At 61.4% G+C, this 17,279-nt stretch carries 14 protein-coding genes; all 14 read left to right on the forward strand.

Going from position 1 to position 17,279, the window contains the following annotated elements; genetic code table 11:
- Positions 1–2: 2 nt before the first annotated feature.
- The 14 genes from HOY34_RS04060 (at position 3) to HOY34_RS04125 (ending at position 17,185) form a co-directional block, all read left to right on the forward strand.
- Positions 3–209: a cbb3-type cytochrome c oxidase subunit 3 gene (locus tag HOY34_RS04060; protein ID WP_172360095.1), complete on the forward strand. Its 207-nt coding sequence runs from the start codon at positions 3–5 to the stop codon at positions 207–209.
- Positions 210–212: 3 nt separating this feature from the next.
- Positions 213–1,091 carry a cytochrome-c oxidase, cbb3-type subunit III gene (gene ccoP, locus HOY34_RS04065; RefSeq protein ID WP_172360097.1) on the forward strand — a complete coding sequence of 293 codons (879 nt, stop codon included), beginning with the start codon at positions 213–215 and terminating at the stop codon, positions 1,089–1,091.
- Between the two features lie 429 nt (positions 1,092–1,520).
- On the forward strand, positions 1,521–1,862 hold the full coding sequence (locus HOY34_RS04070) for a hypothetical protein (protein WP_172360099.1): 342 nt from the start codon (positions 1,521–1,523) through the stop codon (positions 1,860–1,862).
- A 107-nt stretch (positions 1,863–1,969) separates the two neighbouring features.
- On the forward strand, positions 1,970–3,994 hold the full coding sequence (locus HOY34_RS04075; protein ID WP_172360101.1) for a dynamin family protein: 2,025 nt from the start codon (positions 1,970–1,972) through the stop codon (positions 3,992–3,994).
- On the forward strand, positions 3,991–5,355 hold the full coding sequence (locus tag HOY34_RS04080) for a P-loop NTPase family protein (RefSeq protein ID WP_172360103.1): 1,365 nt from the start codon (positions 3,991–3,993) through the stop codon (positions 5,353–5,355). The genes HOY34_RS04075 and HOY34_RS04080 overlap by 4 nt, the downstream gene beginning before the upstream one ends.
- A gap of 9 nt (positions 5,356–5,364) precedes the next feature.
- Positions 5,365–7,485, forward strand: coding sequence for a dynamin family protein (locus HOY34_RS04085; protein ID WP_172360105.1), 2,121 nt, complete (start codon positions 5,365–5,367; stop codon positions 7,483–7,485).
- A 43-nt stretch (positions 7,486–7,528) separates the two neighbouring features.
- A complete protein-coding gene (locus HOY34_RS04090; RefSeq protein ID WP_172360107.1) occupies positions 7,529–8,683 on the forward strand; it encodes a dynamin family protein in 1,155 nt (384 codons plus the stop codon).
- 230 nt (positions 8,684–8,913) lie between these two features.
- Entirely contained in the window at positions 8,914–11,085 is a 2,172-nt protein-coding gene (locus HOY34_RS04095) for a dynamin family protein (RefSeq protein ID WP_172360109.1), read from the forward strand.
- Positions 11,085–12,545 (forward strand): dynamin family protein, encoded by a 1,461-nt coding sequence (locus HOY34_RS04100; RefSeq protein WP_172360111.1) that lies wholly within the window; start codon positions 11,085–11,087, stop codon positions 12,543–12,545. Before HOY34_RS04095 ends, HOY34_RS04100 begins: the two co-directional genes overlap by 1 nt.
- A 167-nt stretch (positions 12,546–12,712) precedes the next feature.
- The gene (locus tag HOY34_RS04105; protein ID WP_172360113.1) at positions 12,713–13,288 is read left to right on the forward strand and encodes a protein-tyrosine phosphatase family protein; all 576 of its coding nucleotides are present in this window, start codon (positions 12,713–12,715) and stop codon (positions 13,286–13,288) included.
- Positions 13,289–13,378: 90 nt separating this feature from the next.
- Positions 13,379–13,780, forward strand: coding sequence for a hypothetical protein (locus tag HOY34_RS04110; protein ID WP_172360115.1), 402 nt, complete (start codon positions 13,379–13,381; stop codon positions 13,778–13,780).
- Positions 13,781–13,978: 198 nt separating this feature from the next.
- The gene (locus HOY34_RS04115; RefSeq protein WP_172360117.1) at positions 13,979–15,280 is read left to right on the forward strand and encodes an ATP-binding cassette domain-containing protein; all 1,302 of its coding nucleotides are present in this window, start codon (positions 13,979–13,981) and stop codon (positions 15,278–15,280) included.
- 50 nt (positions 15,281–15,330) lie between these two features.
- Positions 15,331–15,945: a GFA family protein gene (locus tag HOY34_RS04120; protein ID WP_172360119.1), complete on the forward strand. Its 615-nt coding sequence runs from the start codon at positions 15,331–15,333 to the stop codon at positions 15,943–15,945.
- A 280-nt stretch (positions 15,946–16,225) separates the two neighbouring features.
- The gene (locus HOY34_RS04125; protein WP_172360121.1) at positions 16,226–17,185 is read left to right on the forward strand and encodes a GGDEF domain-containing protein; all 960 of its coding nucleotides are present in this window, start codon (positions 16,226–16,228) and stop codon (positions 17,183–17,185) included.
- Positions 17,186–17,279: the final 94 nt, after the last annotated feature.

A 17,279-nucleotide genomic window follows, 5' to 3' on the forward strand; every position in this document is an offset into this window, starting at 1 on the left:
CGATGGAACTTTATACTTTCCTGCGCAGTGCGGCTGACAGCTGGGGACTTCTGTTCATGTTCCTGATGTTTGTCGGCGTGGCGCTCTGGGCGTTTCGCCCGGGCTCTCGCAAGACCCATGACGAGATTGCCAGCTCGATCTTCCGCAATGAGGACCGCCCCGCGGGCGATCCGGCGGATCCCCGAAACAGCCAGCGGACGGAGGCGTGAATCATGTGCGCCAAGAAGATTACAAAGGTCGAACATGAGGTTCCGACCACCGGCCATGATTGGGACGGCATCCAGGAATATGACAACCCGATGCCGCGCTGGTGGGTCTGGGTGTTCTATGCGACCATCGTCTGGGGCATTGGCTATACGATCGCCTATCCGGCCTGGCCGCTGATCACCGGGGTAACCCAGGGGGTGATCGGCAATAACGAGCGCACCAATGTCGCCGCCGAGATCGCCGCATGGGAGGCCAGCAATGCCGGCATCCGCCAGCAGCTGGTCGATACCGATCTGAACGAAATCGGCAATGATCCGCAGCTTGCGGCTTTCGCGGAAAATGCCGGGGCGGCTGTATTCCGCACCAATTGCGTGCAATGCCACGGCGCGGGTGCGGCAGGGGTGCAAAGCCTTGGCTATCCGAACCTGCTGGATGACGACTGGCTCTGGGGCGGCACGATGGAGGCGATCCATCAGACCGTCAGCCATGGTATTCGCAACACGACCGACCCGGATGCCCGCTATAGCCAGATGCCTGCCTTCGGCAAAGATCAGCTGCTTGAGCGGCCGCAGATCGGCGAGGTGGTGGAATATGTGCTGGCCATTTCCGGCCAGGAGCATGACGCGACCCTGGCTGCGGCAGGGGCGGGCGTCTTCGCGGATAACTGCGCCTCTTGCCATATGGAAAACGGCAAGGGCGACCGCGAGCAGGGCGCGCCCGATCTGACCGATGCGGTCTGGCTTTATGGCGGTTCGCGCCAGGCAATTACCTATAGCGTCAACAATGCGCGTTTCGGGGTGATGCCCGACTGGGCGGGCAGGCTGTCTGAGGCCGATATCCGCGCGGTCAGCTGGTATGTCCACAGCCTCGGCGGTGGCGAGTAAGATCGAAACGGGCCCTTCGGGGCCCGTTTTCATTTGTGCCCAGGGCATGGCTGTGGTGCGGGCCCGTCTTTCGGGCACCTGCCGGGGCAGGACAGGACAGGACAGGTCAGGGCAGGGCGGAGCAGAGCGGGGAATCACCGCCGATCAGCGCCGAGGCTGTTTCCGAATTTCGCACAGTGCGGGTTGAGTGAATTCCACCCCTGCAACCCCTAGTATATTTTCCCGTCAATCATGGCATATGGAAGGCAGAGAGGTGCTGCCCTGATGGCCGTGCTTCTTTTCCTAACGCATTATATTTTCTGGAAAATCCCCGCATTCTTCCCGGTTTTGAAAAGCGGGCAGGTCCCAAAACGACCGCGAACCTGCCCGATTTGAGACAAAAACAATAGACATCCTTGTCTGGTGTAGAGTGATGAGTAGGGCATTTGGGTGTCAGGCCGTTTTCCATATTTCGGAGATGATGCAGGCCGTGATTTCGGCGTTGATGCGCAGTCAGAGGCAGCGGGGATTGCCCTCGCTGTGCCATTTCGTTCGCGCCGGGTTGCTGCAATCAGCCAGGATTTGGCCAGTCAGGATTTGGCCAGTCAGGATTTGGCCAGTCAGGATTTCGCGGGGCGGGATTTGGCTGGGCAGGATTTGGTCGGGCGGGATTTGGTCGGGCGGGATTTGGCTGGGCAGGCATCAGGTAACCGGGCGGGGCGCGACACCATTGCCAGAGTGCCCGGCTGCCAGAATGGCAGCATGACAAAACCCTTGCCGGACCCGGAATAGACGCCGGATCCGGAAATTTGCATGGGTCGGCTTTGGTCGGCCCGGCGACAGAATGTGACGAATGACGCAGGCAGTCTTTAATGCCGCACAAAGTTGAGAGGGCCCTCATGTCCAGGGGAAACATCAGGCTGAAGCACCGGGCGGGGTTTGAAGAACTGAACCGCTATTGGACGCGCCTGGCGGATCTGGAGAATGCTGTCGAGAACTTCCGCGAGTCCTCGCTGGCCTTCCTGGAAGAGCCGATCGAGCGCGTGCTTGACGCGATCCGTTCGTTTGAACCCTCGATCAGCGTGATCGGGCAGATCAAGGCCGGGAAAAGCACCCTGGTCAACGCGCTGATCGGTGAGACCGATCTGCTGCCCTCGGATGTGAACCCCTGGACCTCGGTGATTACCGCGCTGCATCTGAACAGCCGTCACCGCCCCTATAAGACGCGGGCGCTTTTCCGCTTTTTCGACCAGCATGAATGGGACCGTCTGGTCGCCACCGGCGGCCGTCTTGGCGAGATGGCCACCCGCGCCGGCTTTGAGGCCGAGGCCGATGAGGTGCGCAATCAGGTCGTGGCGATGCGCCGCACCACCGAGGCGCGGCTTGGCAAGGAATTCTCTGAGATCATCGGGGCGAACCACACCTATGCCGAGATCGATAAGAGCATCATCAACCGCTATATCTGCTATGGCGACCCGTCCGAGCTGACCGATGGGTCCGGCGACGGCGTCTATGCCGATATCACCAAGACCGCCGATCTTTACATCGATGCCGAGGGTCTGCCCTCGGGGCTGTGCATCCGCGACACGCCCGGCGTCAATGACACTTTCATGATGCGCGAGCAGATCACCCTGAACGCGATCCAGGACAGCCGGGTCTGCGTGGTGGTTCTGTCGGCGCATCAGGCGCTGTCGACGATGGATGTGGCGATCCTGCGCATCATCTGTGCCGTCGAGGCGCGTGAGGTGGTGATCTTCGTCAACCGCATCGACGAGCTGGTCAACCCAGAGGCAGAGAAGGAAAAGATCCGCCTCTCGATCCGCAACACCCTGGCGCGGCTGGGGCTGGACCAGGATATCTCGATTCTGTTCGGCTCTGGCTATTGGGCGAATTTCGCCCTGTCAGAGACGGGAACGCTGGGCGGGCGCAGCCTGGAATCGCTGTGCAATATGGTGCCGGGCCTGAATACCGCCGACCCCGTGGCGCTGCGCGATGCCGCGTTTGAGGCCTCTGGCGTGCCTGCGCTGCACCGCCTGCTGGTGCAGCGCGTGGTTGAGGGGCCGGGCGCCGCCTTCCTGAAAGACATCGAATCCGAGATCCGGCTGATCGTCGAGATGAGCGAGGCGGTGGATTCCGCTGCCCGTCTGCGCGACGCGGGCATGGCTGTGCTGACCGTCAGCAATGAAGAGCTGCTGATGAAGGTGGCGGATTCGCTGGAAAGGGTGATGGCCGCCTTTGACACCGCCGCGGCCGAGCTGCGCGGCCATCTGGGCGAGCGGCTGACCCGCGCCCAGGAGACCTTTGTCGGCTCTGCCGTCGAGGCGCTGCAATCGCATGTCGCCGCCTTTGGCGAGACCGGATCCTGGGAACACGACCCGACCGGGCTGCGGATGATGATGCGCACCGCCTATCTTTCGGCCTGTTCCAAACTGCGCCGCGAGGGCGAAGTGGCCTTTGAGGGGGTGCTGGACGGCGTCCAGGACGTCTTGCAAAACGAGCTGGGGGTGTTCCGGAACGCCGCCAGCATCGACTTCCCCGAGCAAAAGCAGCACGCGGCCCCGACCATTCTGGCCCGCACCCTGTCGCTGGATCTGAACGGCATCTGGTGGCAGCGCATCTGGGATACCGGGCTGACCGGGCGTTTCCTGCGCTTTGGCAATGCCAAAAAGATCGAAAAGAAATACCGGGCGCTGATCATTGATGAGACTCAGCCGCTGATCGACCATCTGCTGGCGGATTTCTTCGATCCGGCCATCGCCGCAACGCGTGACATCGTCACCGCCTTTACCCTGGATCAGACCCGCTTTTGCGAGGCGCTTCTGGAACGCCTGCGCGAGCAGGGCCCCGATCCGGCGATGGAAGAGGATGACGATGATCGCCTGGCCCGCCTGACCGGTACCACCGTCCGGAGAATGTCGGCATGAGACTGCCCTGGAGCCGCTCTTCCTCATCCACCCCGTCATCTGCCCCGGGCGCCGCGCCTGATCGCAGCCCCAATCCGGTGCAGCGCAAACCGCGCATCCTGATCGCGGGCGAGTTCAGCGCCGGTAAAACCCAGCTGATCACCGGGCTGATCGGTGCAAAGGTGCTGCCGTCCAATGTCACCGCCACGGCCCTGCCGCCGGTCTGGCTGGTGCAGGGCGAGCCCGCGCTGATCCGCGTCGGCTTTTCGGGCCGGGCAGAGCCGATTGCCGATCTCATCTCGGTCGATCTGGAAAAGACGCAATATTGCGTGCTGGCGAACCCGGCGGCCTCGCTGCTGGGGATGGATATCATCGACACGCCCGGGAATTCCGACCCGAATATGTCCGCCGAGGCCTGGCAGCGCATGCTGACCTATGCCGATGCGGTGGTCTGGTGCACCAATGCAACCCAGGCCTGGCGGCAAAGCGAAAAGGCCGTCTGGCAGGCGATGCCCGCAAGGCTGCGTCAGAATGCGACGATCGTTGTCACCCATGCCGATCTGCTGAATGGTGCGGGCACGGCGGATCGCGTTATGCAGCGGGTTCAGCGTGAGGCAGGGGCGTTTTTCGACAGCTTCATCATGGCGTCCCTGCTGGATCGCACCGATATTGACCGCATCAGCGCGCATCTGCGCAATCTGTGCGGCAGCCTGCGGTTGGAAGGGGCGGCCAATCCGCTGACCGGCCAGTTCGCCGCGGCGAATCCGGTTCGCATGCGGGCCCCTGCACAAACGCCCGCCCAAATGCCCGCGCAGCCCCCCACCCGGATGCCGGCCCAAAATTCGACCCAGACACTGGCCCAGAATCCGGCCCCGACACCCGTTCAGACACCCGTTCAGACCCGCGCCGAGGTTGCCCTTCGGGCGGCCGTTCAGCCTGCGGCTTCGCATGCAGCTGTCTGGCCCGAAGAGAGCGCCGACACGCCCTCTTCGCGGATCCGCGACGCAGAGGATGAGCCGCAGGCGACGGGCGCGAAGGTGCTTCACATCATCCGGCCCCATCGTCAGGCGACGCCGACCGCAACCGGGATCGCCGCAGGCAGCCGCATCGAAGCGCAACCTGCGGCAGCTGGCGCGGCTGCAGCGGGTCAGGGAGCGGCGGGTCAGGGAACGGCAGACCAGGGTGTGGCCCGTCAGCTTTGGAATGAGTTGAGTAAAACAGTGGATCGGTCTGATCCGGTCGCGCTTTTGTCGGCGGTTGACCGGCTGATCGCCCGGTTGGATGCCCATCCGGATACACGGCCCGGCAATGCCGGTGGTATTGGTAATACGTTTGCCAGAGGTGCCGCCCCCAACGGCCTCTCAGCTGAGATTTACGAGTAAGGACCTGTTATGCAAATTGCACCGAACCAGCGCCAGGAACTGAATTTCCTTCGTGACTCGCTCGACGGCATCGACAAGGTCGTTGGGCGTGAGATGCGCCAGCCCTTTCGTGATCTGCGCAACCGTCTGGATGCATGGGCGGCGAAGGTTGCGGTCATCGGCCAGGTAAAGGCCGGGAAATCGACATTTCTGAACGCCTTCCTTTACAGCCATGACTTTCTGCCCTCGGATGTGAACCCCTGGACCTCGGTGGTGACCAATATCCGGGTCAATATGCCCGGCGACCCGATCATGGGCGCGAAGTTTGAGTTTTTCGGCCAGAAAGACTGGGATGAGGTTATCAATGGCGACAGCCGTATCCGCAAACTGACCGAACAGCTGCTGCCGGGCTTTGACACCCAGCTTTTGCGCAAGCAAAGCGATGAGATGCGCCAGCGGGCTGAAAACCGTCTGGGCAAGCGCTATGCCGATCTCCTGGGCACGGTGCATGACTATGATTATGTCTCGTCGGATCTCTTGAAAAGCTATGTCTGCGCCGGGCCCGATGATGAGGCCGATACCGATGCGGCCGGGCGTTACGCGATGCTGACCCGGGTGGCCAATGTCTATATGCGCCTGCCCGAATTCCAAGTGCCGACCATCATCACTGACACGCCCGGGGTCAATGATCCCTTCCTGGTGCGCGACGAATTCACCTGCCGCAGCCTTGATAAATCGGATGTATTCGTGATCGTTCTCTCGGCGCATCAACCGCTGACCGAGGTCGATATCGCGCTGATCCGCATCCTGGCGAAACAGGACAACAAGGACGTTCTGGTCTTTGTGAACCGCATCGACGAGCTGGATGACTACGACAGTGATGTGCCCCGGGTGATCGACGATGTCACCCGCCGTCTGTGCGGCGCGATCCCGGACATTGATTTCACCATCGTCGCGGGATCGGCCTGGATGGCGGATCTGACGCTGCAGGACGGGCCCGAGGCCGAGGCAGATCGGGCCGCGCTGGATGACACCCGTCTCGCCCGTTATATCCACTCGCGCTATGGCTATCTGCCCGATGACCGCTGCGAGCGGCTGATGCTGGCCTCTGGCATGCGCGATGTGAAAATGGCGCTGTCGCAGGTGATCGACCAGGGGGTGGGTCGCCACCAGATGGCTCAGATCAAGGCCGATATCCGGGCCGAGCTGAATGGCGCCCTGTTCGTGGCACGCCGCGAGCGGGCCTCGCTGCAGACCCAGGCCGGTTCGGTGAACAGCGATGTCGCTAATATGGCGATCGAGGATCTGCAGGCCGAAATCGACGCCATCCGCAAAGTGCAGACCGAGCTGGAGGGCCATGTCGAGAACGCCGAGGCGCAGATCGAGAAAGTGCTGACCAAATCCTGGTCGCGGCTGGAAACCCGGATGATCGGCGCGATTGAAAGCTTTATCGAGGATCAAAAGCCCGAATTCGAGGCCCGGATCATGTCCGGAAAGCTGCGGGGCGAGCCTGCGAAAGCGGTGGATATCGAGCTGTCGCCGCTGCAGCGTATCATGGAAAAAGAGCTGTCGGCTGCCTGGAAAAACTCGCGGGCGGGGACTGATGTGGTGCTGTCCAATGGGCTGTCTTCTTGCCAGCAGACCATCAAAGACCGCTTTCAGGACCGGACAGAGGGCATCAGCCTTTCCGATCTGCCCTATGATGAGTTCGCCTCGACGCTGACGCTGGCCAAGCGCTCTATGCGGGTCAATCTGATCGCCAATCGCAACTGGGCCTTCTGGCGCAAATCCTCGATCAACCTCGAGAAAAGCCTGGCCGCGCTGCGGCTGATCGCTGCCGAAGAGCTGCGCCCGCCGATGGAGAAGATCCTCGCGGCCTTCAACGAGGCCCAGGTCGAACGCGCCAGCGCCGGGATCGACCGGATCCGCGTGATGCTGCGCATGTTCGAGGTCTCGCTGAACGAGCGGGTTCATCGCCTGAAGAAAGACATGGTCGAATTCGAGATGGTGGTGAATGACGCCGACTTCCGTCGCCGGATCGTGCATCGCCTGCAAAGCCAGATGGAGGTGCTGGAGCGCCGCCTGATCAATCTGTCGGCGGTCGAAAGTGCCCTGGCGCAATCCGAAGTTGCCAGTGCCGTTGCAGCCTGAGGCAGGGGGACCCATGGAGTGTGATCCTCCCCTGTTCAAACAGATGGCCGATGCTGATTTTGATGCGGATCATCCCGCAGACGCCGATCCCGTCCCGGCGGCGCCGCCGGGCCTTGGGCAGCCTTTGGCGGAACGCGCCCCGCGCAAGCCGGGCATTGATCTGCAGGTCGTCGTCTGCGGCGAGGTCAGCTCTGGCAAGTCGACGTTGCTGAACACGCTTTTGCTTGGTCGGATGCTGCCCGACAATCTGGGCGCGGCAACCCGCCCCGGCGTGGTGGTGACGGGCGGCGGCGGTGAGATCGGCTGCTGGCGTCAGGATGAAGAGACCCTGACCCCGATCACCGATCCTGAGGCATTGCGTGATGCCGCCCTGATCCATGTTGCAACCGATCTGCCGCATCTCGACGGGATCGAGCTGATCGAGATGCCGCTGACCACCGCCGAGGCAATAACCGCGCAGGATCTTGAAACGGTTCGCAACGCTGACGCGCTGATCTGGGTCACCATCGGCTCGCAGGCCTGGCGGCTGACCGAGCGCAGGATCCTGGACGAGCTGCATGCAGTCCGCCCGGCCCGTGGCCTGATTGTGATTTCCCGCGCCGACAAGCTGCGCAATGAGGTCGATCGCGACAAGATCATCGAGCGGGTTCGCTGTGAAGCCGCCAGCTATTATCCCGACGTGATGTTTCTGGGCGCGTCGCGGCAGGCGCTGGAGGCGGCCGCCAGTTCGGATTTGGCATGGGCGGGCATTGGCGGGTCGGATCTGGCTTTGCGCCTGATGGCCTGGCGCGAAGAGGTTTCGCCAATGGATGTCGTGCCGGATGTCGTTTCGAACCCGGCCTCTGGGCTGACGCAGCCGGCAGAGCGGGCCTCTGGCCTGGGGCCGCCGCAGGAAGCGGGGCTTCCGGCCTCATCCCTGGCCGCGCCGTCCCGGGTGGCGGTGGCAAAGGGCGCTTTGTCGGGGGTTGGCGTGACGGGGGTTGGCGTGACGGGGGCGCTGACAGAGGTTTTGGCCGAGGTTTCGGCGGGTGGCGGCGGGGCAACCGGCCCGGTTGAGTTCACTTTGCCTGCGGGCCTGTCGCGGCTGCCCACCCGGCAGGCTGCAAATGGCACAAATGCCGAAAGCGGAAAATCTGAGGCCGGTCACCGAAAATCCACCTTCGATCCACAAATTTTCCACAAACTGAGAACAATTTGAGTCGCATCGGAAGGAATGATTCCGTGACGACCCTGTCGGGTCTCGTGTCAGTTACGATTTTTCGGCGCAGTTAAGCGCCAGACAATTCGGCAACCGCGAGTATCGCACAGCCCTGTCACCAATCCTCTTTTCGTGACGAACCGGCGGACGCGCCCGACGAGGGCGTGCTCGCATGTGAGCCGCGTTTTGTGTGCTCCTGCAAAAGGGAGAAATGGTTTATGACGGGTGGGATGACGAGCAGGGGCGGCGCGACCGAAGGGGCTGTTGAAGAGGCACCGGAAACGGATCGGGCGCAGAACCGCTATTTGCTGCGCCACGGGTCAGAGCTGATCGGGCCGTTTTTCCACACGCTGGACACTTTGCGCGACACGGTTGCGGAACAGGCCGAAACGGCCGATCCGGCAATGGGCAAGAAGCTGTCGGCGCTGGCAAAGAAGATCGACAACTTCGAGGCCTCGGTCACGCTGGTGGGCCAGGTGAAGGCGGGTAAGACCTCGCTGGTCAATGTGCTGTCGGGCAATGTCGGCCTGCTGCCATCGGATGTGAACCCCTGGACCTCGGTGGTCACCTCGCTGCATATCAATTCGCGCAGCAATACCGTTAAAACCCGCGCGCAGTTTCGGTTTTTCGACGACGGTGAATGGAATAAAATCGTGCGCGGCGGTGGCCGTATCGGCGAGCTGGCCGGGCGGGCCGGGGCCGATGAGGACCTCGACAAGCTGCGCGCCCAGATCGAGACGATGCGCGACACCGCGCGTCGCCGCCTGTCCTCGAGCTTTGAGGCGCTTTTAGGCAAGACCCATAAATACGGCTATGTCGACCGTGAACTGATCGAGCGCTATGTCTGCCTTGGTGACCCCGACGAGCTGGAGCTGAACCCCAAAAGCCAGCAGGGCCGCTTCTCCGATATCACCAAATCGGCCGATATCTGGCTGGATCGCCCTGAGCTTCCCGGCACCTATCTGTTCCGCGACACGCCCGGGGTGAACGACACTTTCCTTGTGCGCGAACAGATCACCATTCAGGCGCTGCGCGGATCCAAGGTCTGCGTGGTGGTGCTTTCGGCTCATGAGGCGCTGAACACCACCGATCTGGCGCTTGTGCGGCTGATCTCGAATTATGAATCGCGCCAGGTGATCCTGTTTGTGAACCGCATCGACGAGCTGGCCCAGCCATCGGCGCAGGTGGCAGAGATCCGTGACAGCATTACCCAGACCCTGAAATCCTACAGCCGCCTGAAGGGGGCCAGCGTGGTTTTCGGCTCGGCGCGTTGGGCGGAAATGGCGCTATCGGGGGACCTGGAGGGCCTGGATGAGGATGCCCGCGCCGCGCTGGATGACTGGACGGCCAATAGCGGTATCGCCGCCGATGCCGATCAGATGGCCCATCTGTGGCACCTGTCGGGCGTGCCCGCGCTGATGCATACGATCAATGAGCGGATCATCGAACGCTCTGGTGCCCGCCACCTTGAGGCGGTGCGCGCTGCGCTGTCGAATATCACCAGCGCCATGGCGGCGCGTCAGGCGCTGGCGGCGGGGCGTGATACGGCCGGGCGGCTGGCAAAGCTGGATCCGGCGGTGCTGCGCCAGGAGCTGGCGGATCTTGGCACCCGCGCAAAGCAAAAGCTGGATGAGACGCTGGCACGGCTTGAGAATGAGCTGGCCCCGGCGCTGGCCCAGGTGCAGGATGACTATGTGAACCGCGCCACAGAGGCTCTGGGCGAGCATCTGCGTCAGGGCAATGGCGGCGACAGCTGGACCTTCAATTCCTCGGGTCTGCGCCTGGTGTTGCGCACCACCTATGACCGCTTTTCGGCCCGCGCCCGCGCACAGGTGGAATCGGTCTTCTTTGGCGCATCCTCGGATCTGGGCGGGGTCTATATCGGCACGCTTGGCCTGGAGATCGACGGTTTCCATATCGAGCCGCCGCAGGTGCCAAAGGCCCCGCCGCCAATCGTGCTGGGCAAGACCATCGCTGTCGATCTGGGGGGCAACTGGTGGAAACGCTGGTGGCAGCGCCGCAAGGATCCGGCCAATCTGGCGGGCGAATATCGTGACCTGATCGACGCCGAAATCGGCTCGGTCATCCAGGATCTGAAAGAAAACCAGCTTTCCGAAGTGTTCGGCGAGATGCGGCGCGTGTTCGACGAATTCCTCGCCGAGCAAAGCGAGACGGTGCTGGATCTGCTGCGCCAGGCGGTCGAGCATGATGCGGCCGCTGGCGCGGGGGATGACGCCGATCAGGCCGCAGGCGCAGGCGATCCGACCGATACGCGCGATTTTACAACGATTATCAACGGGGTGCTGGGCAATTTCCGCCTGACCGAAGCCCCGGAAGAGCCGCAGTCCGAAGACGAGGGCAGCGACACATTTGAACTGCGTAAAGTGGTGGGAGGGTATTGATGGAAAACGGGCAGGACAGAGAACGTTTCGTCTCGGCCGCACAGCTGAACCGACTGGCCGACTGGAGCATGCGCAAGCCGGTTATCGCGCTGATGGGCGAATTCAGTGCCGGTAAATCGACGCTGATGAATCTGCTGATCGGCCAGAATATTCTGCCGACCCAGGTCACCGCCACCCGCATGCCGCCGGTCTGGCTGCGCTATGGCGAGGGCGAGCCCTATCTGGTTGACCATGCGGGCAATCACCATCCGGTGGACCTGAGCGATCAGGCCTCGATCCCGTTGGCGAACACCAGCTATATCCGGCTGTTTTGCAAGGCCGAGATCCTGCAGCATTGCGATCTGATCGACACGCCCGGCATCTCAGACCCGAATATCAAGGTCGAAAACTGGATCCGCACCATCCGCTATGCGAATGCGGTGATGTGGTGCACCCATGCGGGCCAGGCCTGGCGCGAAAGCGAGCGCGGCGCCTGGGAGGCGCTGCCAAAACGGCTGCGCCAGACCTCTATTCTGCTGGTAACGCGCAAAGATAAGATCACCTCGGAACTGGATCGCCGCAAGATCGAGCGGCGGCTTGAGCGCGAGACCCAAAGCCTGTTCAACGCCCGGATGTTCATCTCGCTGACCAATGCCATCAAGGCCCGCCAGTCGGGTGACACGGGGGGCTGGGCCGACAGCGGCGCGCAGGATTTCTCGGAAATGCTGTCGAAGATTGTCGAGGGCGTTTCGGTGCAGCGCAGCTTCCTGATGGCACGCTATACGCTGGGTACTGCTCTGGCCGATGCGGCAGCACCTGTCGCGGATAGGGCGCCGATCATTGCTGAAGCCGTGCCTGCCGCCGCAAGCGGGACCATTCATGAGATCCGCCCGACGGTGGTTGAACTGCCGGTCGGCCTGATCCCGACGGTTCCGTCTGAAAGCGATCTTTCGGGGGCCGATCTGGCCGGGGTTCTCAGCCAGAAAGAGGCCGCGCCACAGCCGGATGAGGCAGCCGTGGCAAGGCCTGCGCCGGAAACCACTGGCGATGATCTGTCGCTTGGATGGGCGCCAAAGCCGAAGGTTGATCTGAACAGCTATCGTCTCAAAACGCCGGTGACTGAAAAGCCTGATTCAGAAGCAATGCGCCGCGTTGATCTGAATAGCTATCGCCTGATTGATCCGGCGCTGCGCCCTTCATTAGCGGCTGATAATGCAGTCATTGCAATCAATGGTGATATTAAGTCGGATTCAGATCAACCAAAAGTTGTTGATGATGCGGGTGATATTGGTGTCACTGTGGGTATTTCCCAAAATAATCGCCAAAACGAAGTAGACAGAATACGAGAAATCTGGGAACAACTGAAACAGCAGTACGATATCTGGCAAACGCCCAGCCTTGTTGCCGCCTTCGGGCAGCTTCTTGGTGAGAATGGTCTGAATGACCGCAAAGAGGCGCAAAGACGGGTATCAATCAGATAATAATAACGGCAGGCATTGAATTGAACCTCGTGAAAAGATTCACTCAGGCTTGCTGAGGGGTTTGCGCAATTGCGCAGATCATCGCAACGAATTTTTTGCCCGCACACCCGCAGGGGTGATGCGGGCTTAGCCCAAAGTTAGCCAGTAGCCAACAGAGCCAGTGTTAAGTGATTGATTTGTTCGGTATAGGACGGGTGCCGCAGCTGCCCCAGGAAAGGCCAGAGGCGCCTTCGGACTATTTCGGGCCGGCCAATTTCACCTGGCTGTTGCGTGGCTTGCTGGGCGGAATGCCACAGCCAGGCTATTTGCGCGCATTTGATGATGATGCAGACGCGATCTCCCGGATGGGGGTGACGACAGTTGTCACCCTGACCGATGAGTGGCGCATGCCCGAAGAGCATTTTCTCTGCCACGGCCTGCGAAATGTCTATGTTCCAATTCCCGATATGGCGCCGCCTGAAATGGATCAGGCTGTTGCAGTTTGCGACGAGGTCGCCGGGATTATTGAAAATGGGGGCAGTGTTGCGTTCCATTGTCGTGCCGGACGGGGACGTACCGGCACAATGCTTGCCGCAATGCTGATTTGGTATCGCCTGGAATTTGACACAGCGATCCGATTGATAAAGGCAGCAAACAAAAACTGGATCGAGTCTGACGCTCAGATGTCATTTCTCGAGCAGTTCTCACAGATGCTTCTGAATGGTTCAGTTGTATCGAAATCCGAAGGCGGCTCCTGGGCATGATAAAGGCCATTAACCGCCACTTCGGGCCGGAAACTACCTGGGGTGGGTTTTATACACCCCTTATGTCTTTAAGAGGGTAAAGGAAGTAAAATGTCACTCGACAAAGCTCTGCAAAACGCCATGTCAACGATCCCCGAGTGCCTCGCCTCCGGCTATGTCGATATGGAAACCGGGATGCTTCTGGGCATCTTCACCGTCGACTCCCATCCGCAAGAGGTGCTTGATACCCTCGCCGCTGCGACCGCTGATCTTTTCCAGGGCTCGTCGGTTGTGCAAATTGAGAATATCTTCAAAAAAGCACGCGGCACCAAATCGGATAACCATTACTTCAATGAGTTTCTGATCTTCTCGGAAAACCTTATCCACGTTTTCATGCGCACCAAGCGCTATCCCGGCCACGTGACCTGCTTCGTCTGCCGCAAAAGCGCAAACCCCGGCATGGTGCTTACCAAGGCCCGCATGTCGCTGGACGCAGTCACCAGCGCTGTCTGATGCAACTGGCCAGGCCTGCCCCGCAGATCGGGGCGGGCCTGACCGTCGGCGGCGGATGACCGCTGGCCGACACAGGCGGGATCTGTGTAATGGGTAATTGTGTAGCCGAATATGTGCCTCAGCGGTGCGGCCTGCCCGCGACCGAGTGGCCGATACTGCTTTGCGCAGGCCTGTTTCGCCCGTTGATCGGGGGCTGAGATGGCGGATCCGATCCTTGTGGTCGAGGGCCTCTGTGTCCGCGCAAAGGGCCGGATCATCTTTGACGGGCTGGATTTTGCCTTGCCTGCAACCGGGATGACCGCCCTGATGGGGCCGGTTGGAACCGGAAAATCCTCTTTAATAAAATGGCTTTGTGCGCGGGCAGAGCCTGCAATCTATAAGATCGAATATCGCCGGGCGGATTACTTTTTTGCCCCACTGACGCGGCGCAACCGCCCGCTTCTTTATGCGCAGCGCCAGGCAAAGACCGTTGAACAGATGTTCACTTTGCTAAGCCTGCATCTGAAATCGAACCCCGCGCTGATCTGCATTGACGAAATCACCGCCGACCTTGCCCCCGCCGACAGCGAAAGGGTGATGGAGCGGCTTTCGATCATGGCCCGCTCGCGGGCCTTGCTGGTGGTCAGCCATAATCAGCAGGAGGTGCGTGATTATGCCGATCACGTCATGCTGGTTGCCGGGGGGCGGATGCAGGAATTCACGCCTGCCCGCCAGTTTTTTGAGACGCCGCAGACCGATGCCGGGCGGCAATTTGTCGGCTCGGGCTGGGTGGTCACCCGCGAGCCCGGCACGCCAGACCACCATCTCAGCGCGGAAATGCGCGAGCTGCCCTTTGATCTGACGATCGAGCCTGTCGGCGGCAATGACCGGCTGCTCTCGCTTTGCGGCGGCAAGCTGTTCTTGCTGGATCTGGAGGCTGACGGCGCGCTGCCCCCGGGCGTTGTCCCCGGGGCGGCAGAGATCAGCGCGTTGATCTGCCTGCCAGGAGTGCCTGCCACAGGAGTGCCTGCCACAGGGGCGCTGACCTCGACCGGCCTGACCTCGACCAGCCTGCCCGCGGTGCGGTTGCCTGATGCGGGCCCGACAGGTGATTTCGCGGCTGACAGGGCCCGGATCGCTTTGCTGCGGGCGCGGATGGCGGCGGGCGGCAGCCCGGCGATCCTGCGCTGCGGCAACCATCATGAGGTCGCGCGCCTGGTCGCGCTTTTGCTGATTTCAATGCAGGTTTCGGCCGATAAGGCCTCTGACATGGCGGCACGGCTTTTGGGGCTGCCTGCGCTGGATGTCGAAACCGAGCAAGAGCTTTGGGATTTCGAACTGGCGCAGGATCTGGCGCAGGATCAGATGCCCGCGCCGCCGGATCCGCCTGCATCGCATGGCGCGCTGGCCGCTGCCCGCCAAAGCGCGGCAAAGTCCTCTGCCATTCCGGCGCTGCCCCCGGGCGCCGTCACACCCGTCGTGCCCATCCCCCGGCGGAATTTGTTCATTCGCAAGGTCTGAGCCCGAAGCATAGGCCAGACCCATCCCAGCACGTTTGTCAGGAGCAGGAAATGAAAGACCAGGTTGAAAGCAAATGTCCGTTCGGTTTCGGTGGCGGTTCCGCTGCGACAGAGACCTCTGGCCAGCCCGCTGCAGCACCCGGTGAGGCCTATCGCCATATGGGAATGACCCCTGGCATGAACCGCGACAAACTGCCGGAACTGCTGCGCGAACCGATTGAGGAAGGGGCCGAGGGCCTGGCCACCGGGCGCTGCCTCTGCGGCAAGGTGACGTTTAAGATCAAACAGCCCGTCTCGATGGTCTTCGCCAATCATGACGCCACCTCGCGCCGCCGCTCTGGCGGGGTTTCGCTGACCATCATGCTGCGCGCGACCAGCACCGCCTTTTCAGGCTGGGGCAGCCTGGTGAATTACCAGGTCTCTGACCGCGAGGTCTCGTGCTTTTGCCGGATCTGCGGCACCCCGGTGCTGACCCGCTATCTGGCCCCCGAGGCGATGACGGGGATGATTTCGCTGCAGGTCGGCGTGTTGGACAGCACCGAGGGGCTGCGCCTTGCCGCCGATATCAGCCATGATGAAAAGCCGGATTTCTACGCCTTTGCCGGCGAGCGCCGCGTGATCAACTCGACCGAGCTGGAAGGCATGTTCAGCGGGCCGCGCGGCTGAGAATAAGCCTCTGGCAGACCCATGCCTGTGCCCGGTTCGGATGCGCGGACCGGGCATTTTCATATCCGCCCGCTGCCTGACAAATATGGCGCCGGATAGCTGCCGGGGCTTTGCAATCTAGACAAAGCATTAAGAACTCTGTGGTCTTATCAGCCCAGGCAGTAAGGTGAGGCTGGGCTTTGTCGCCCCCTGGGGGATGGGCGGATTTGCGGCACAGGACAGTGATTTAGCGTTATCCGGCTTTTCAGCCGATGGCGGCTTTTCAAACGGATGTGGCCCGATGGTTCAGAATGCAGGCGCAGATGCGGAAATCCCCAGGGAGCCAGAGATCCCCAAGGAAATCCTGTCCTCTATGCTTTTGAAAATGTTCGAGTTTGCGCCGATTGCCATGTCGATCAGCACCAGTGACGGCAATGCGTCGCGCTATTTGCTGGTCAATAAGGCCTATCTGGATCTGACCGGCAACAAATGGGAGGATATTTCCGGCGTGCAGCTGACCGATGCGGCCGCCATTCAGACCCCGGATTTCATCCGCCGCCATCAGACGCTGGAAGAGGTGGGGGCCTATGTCGGCGAAGAGGTCAATATCCGCCATGTTGACGGAACAATCCTGCCGACGCTGATCACCTGTCAGCGAACAATCGTGGATGGGATCAACTATGATCTTGAAATCATTGTTGATATTTCCAGCCGTGTGAAAGAGCAATATCGCCAGATCTCGCAACTTCTGGATCTGGCCTCGACCGATCCGATGTCCGGCCTGCCCAATCGCCGCGCTTTTGAGGGGCAGCTGGCGCAATATATGGCGCAGCCGGGCGGCAGCCTGATCCTGGCCTATGTCGATTTCAACGGCTTCAAACAGCTCAATGACACGCGCGGCCATGCCGCCGGGGATGAGGCGATCCGGATCATCAGCGGGCGGATGAAATCCTATCGGCGGCAGTCGGATTTTGTGGCGCGGATCGGCGGCGATGAATTTGCCCTTATCCTGCGCCCTGAAAATGCCATGTCCGACGCCACTCTGATCACCCGGTTTGAGCGGATTTTCCAGCCCTTCATGCTGGGCGAGGCAGAGATCACGCTGGGGGCCTCGGTCGGGCTGACCAGTCTGCAGCCTGGCGACACGGCCGAAACCCTGCTGCATCGCGCCGATCAGCTGATGTATGCAGCAAAGCGCGCGCGCACCCGCGATGGGGTGTTTGTCTGCAGCGATCGCAGCTCCGCCCGCGCATCTGGCTGACAGGTCGCAAGCCGTCGCCGCCCGGATGCGGCATTTGCGCACTGTGACGATGGGCGAAGTCAAACCTGTATCCGGGATGGGATAATTGACCCAG

Source organism: Pseudogemmobacter hezensis, assembly GCF_013155295.1.
Lineage (GTDB): Bacteria > Pseudomonadota > Alphaproteobacteria > Rhodobacterales > Rhodobacteraceae > Pseudogemmobacter > Pseudogemmobacter hezensis.

Excerpts from the sequence above, each read along its gene's own strand:
- HOY34_RS04060 (WP_172360095.1), top strand. The coding sequence starts at position 3 with ATGGAACTTTATACTTTCCTGCGCAGTGCGGCTGACAGCTGGGGACTT.
- ccoP (WP_172360097.1), top strand. The coding sequence starts at position 213 with ATGTGCGCCAAGAAGATTACAAAGGTCGAACATGAGGTTCCGACCACC.
- HOY34_RS04075 (WP_172360101.1), top strand. The coding sequence starts at position 1,970 with ATGTCCAGGGGAAACATCAGGCTGAAGCACCGGGCGGGGTTTGAAGAA.
- HOY34_RS04080 (WP_172360103.1), top strand. The coding sequence starts at position 3,991 with ATGAGACTGCCCTGGAGCCGCTCTTCCTCATCCACCCCGTCATCTGCC.
- HOY34_RS04085 (WP_172360105.1), top strand. The coding sequence starts at position 5,365 with ATGCAAATTGCACCGAACCAGCGCCAGGAACTGAATTTCCTTCGTGAC.
- HOY34_RS04090 (WP_172360107.1), top strand. The coding sequence starts at position 7,529 with ATGGCCGATGCTGATTTTGATGCGGATCATCCCGCAGACGCCGATCCC.
- HOY34_RS04095 (WP_172360109.1), top strand. The coding sequence starts at position 8,914 with ATGACGAGCAGGGGCGGCGCGACCGAAGGGGCTGTTGAAGAGGCACCG.
- HOY34_RS04100 (WP_172360111.1), top strand. The coding sequence starts at position 11,085 with ATGGAAAACGGGCAGGACAGAGAACGTTTCGTCTCGGCCGCACAGCTG.
- HOY34_RS04110 (WP_172360115.1), top strand. The coding sequence starts at position 13,379 with ATGTCACTCGACAAAGCTCTGCAAAACGCCATGTCAACGATCCCCGAG.
- HOY34_RS04115 (WP_172360117.1), top strand. The coding sequence starts at position 13,979 with ATGGCGGATCCGATCCTTGTGGTCGAGGGCCTCTGTGTCCGCGCAAAG.
- HOY34_RS04120 (WP_172360119.1), top strand. The coding sequence starts at position 15,331 with ATGAAAGACCAGGTTGAAAGCAAATGTCCGTTCGGTTTCGGTGGCGGT.
- HOY34_RS04125 (WP_172360121.1), top strand. The coding sequence starts at position 16,226 with ATGGTTCAGAATGCAGGCGCAGATGCGGAAATCCCCAGGGAGCCAGAG.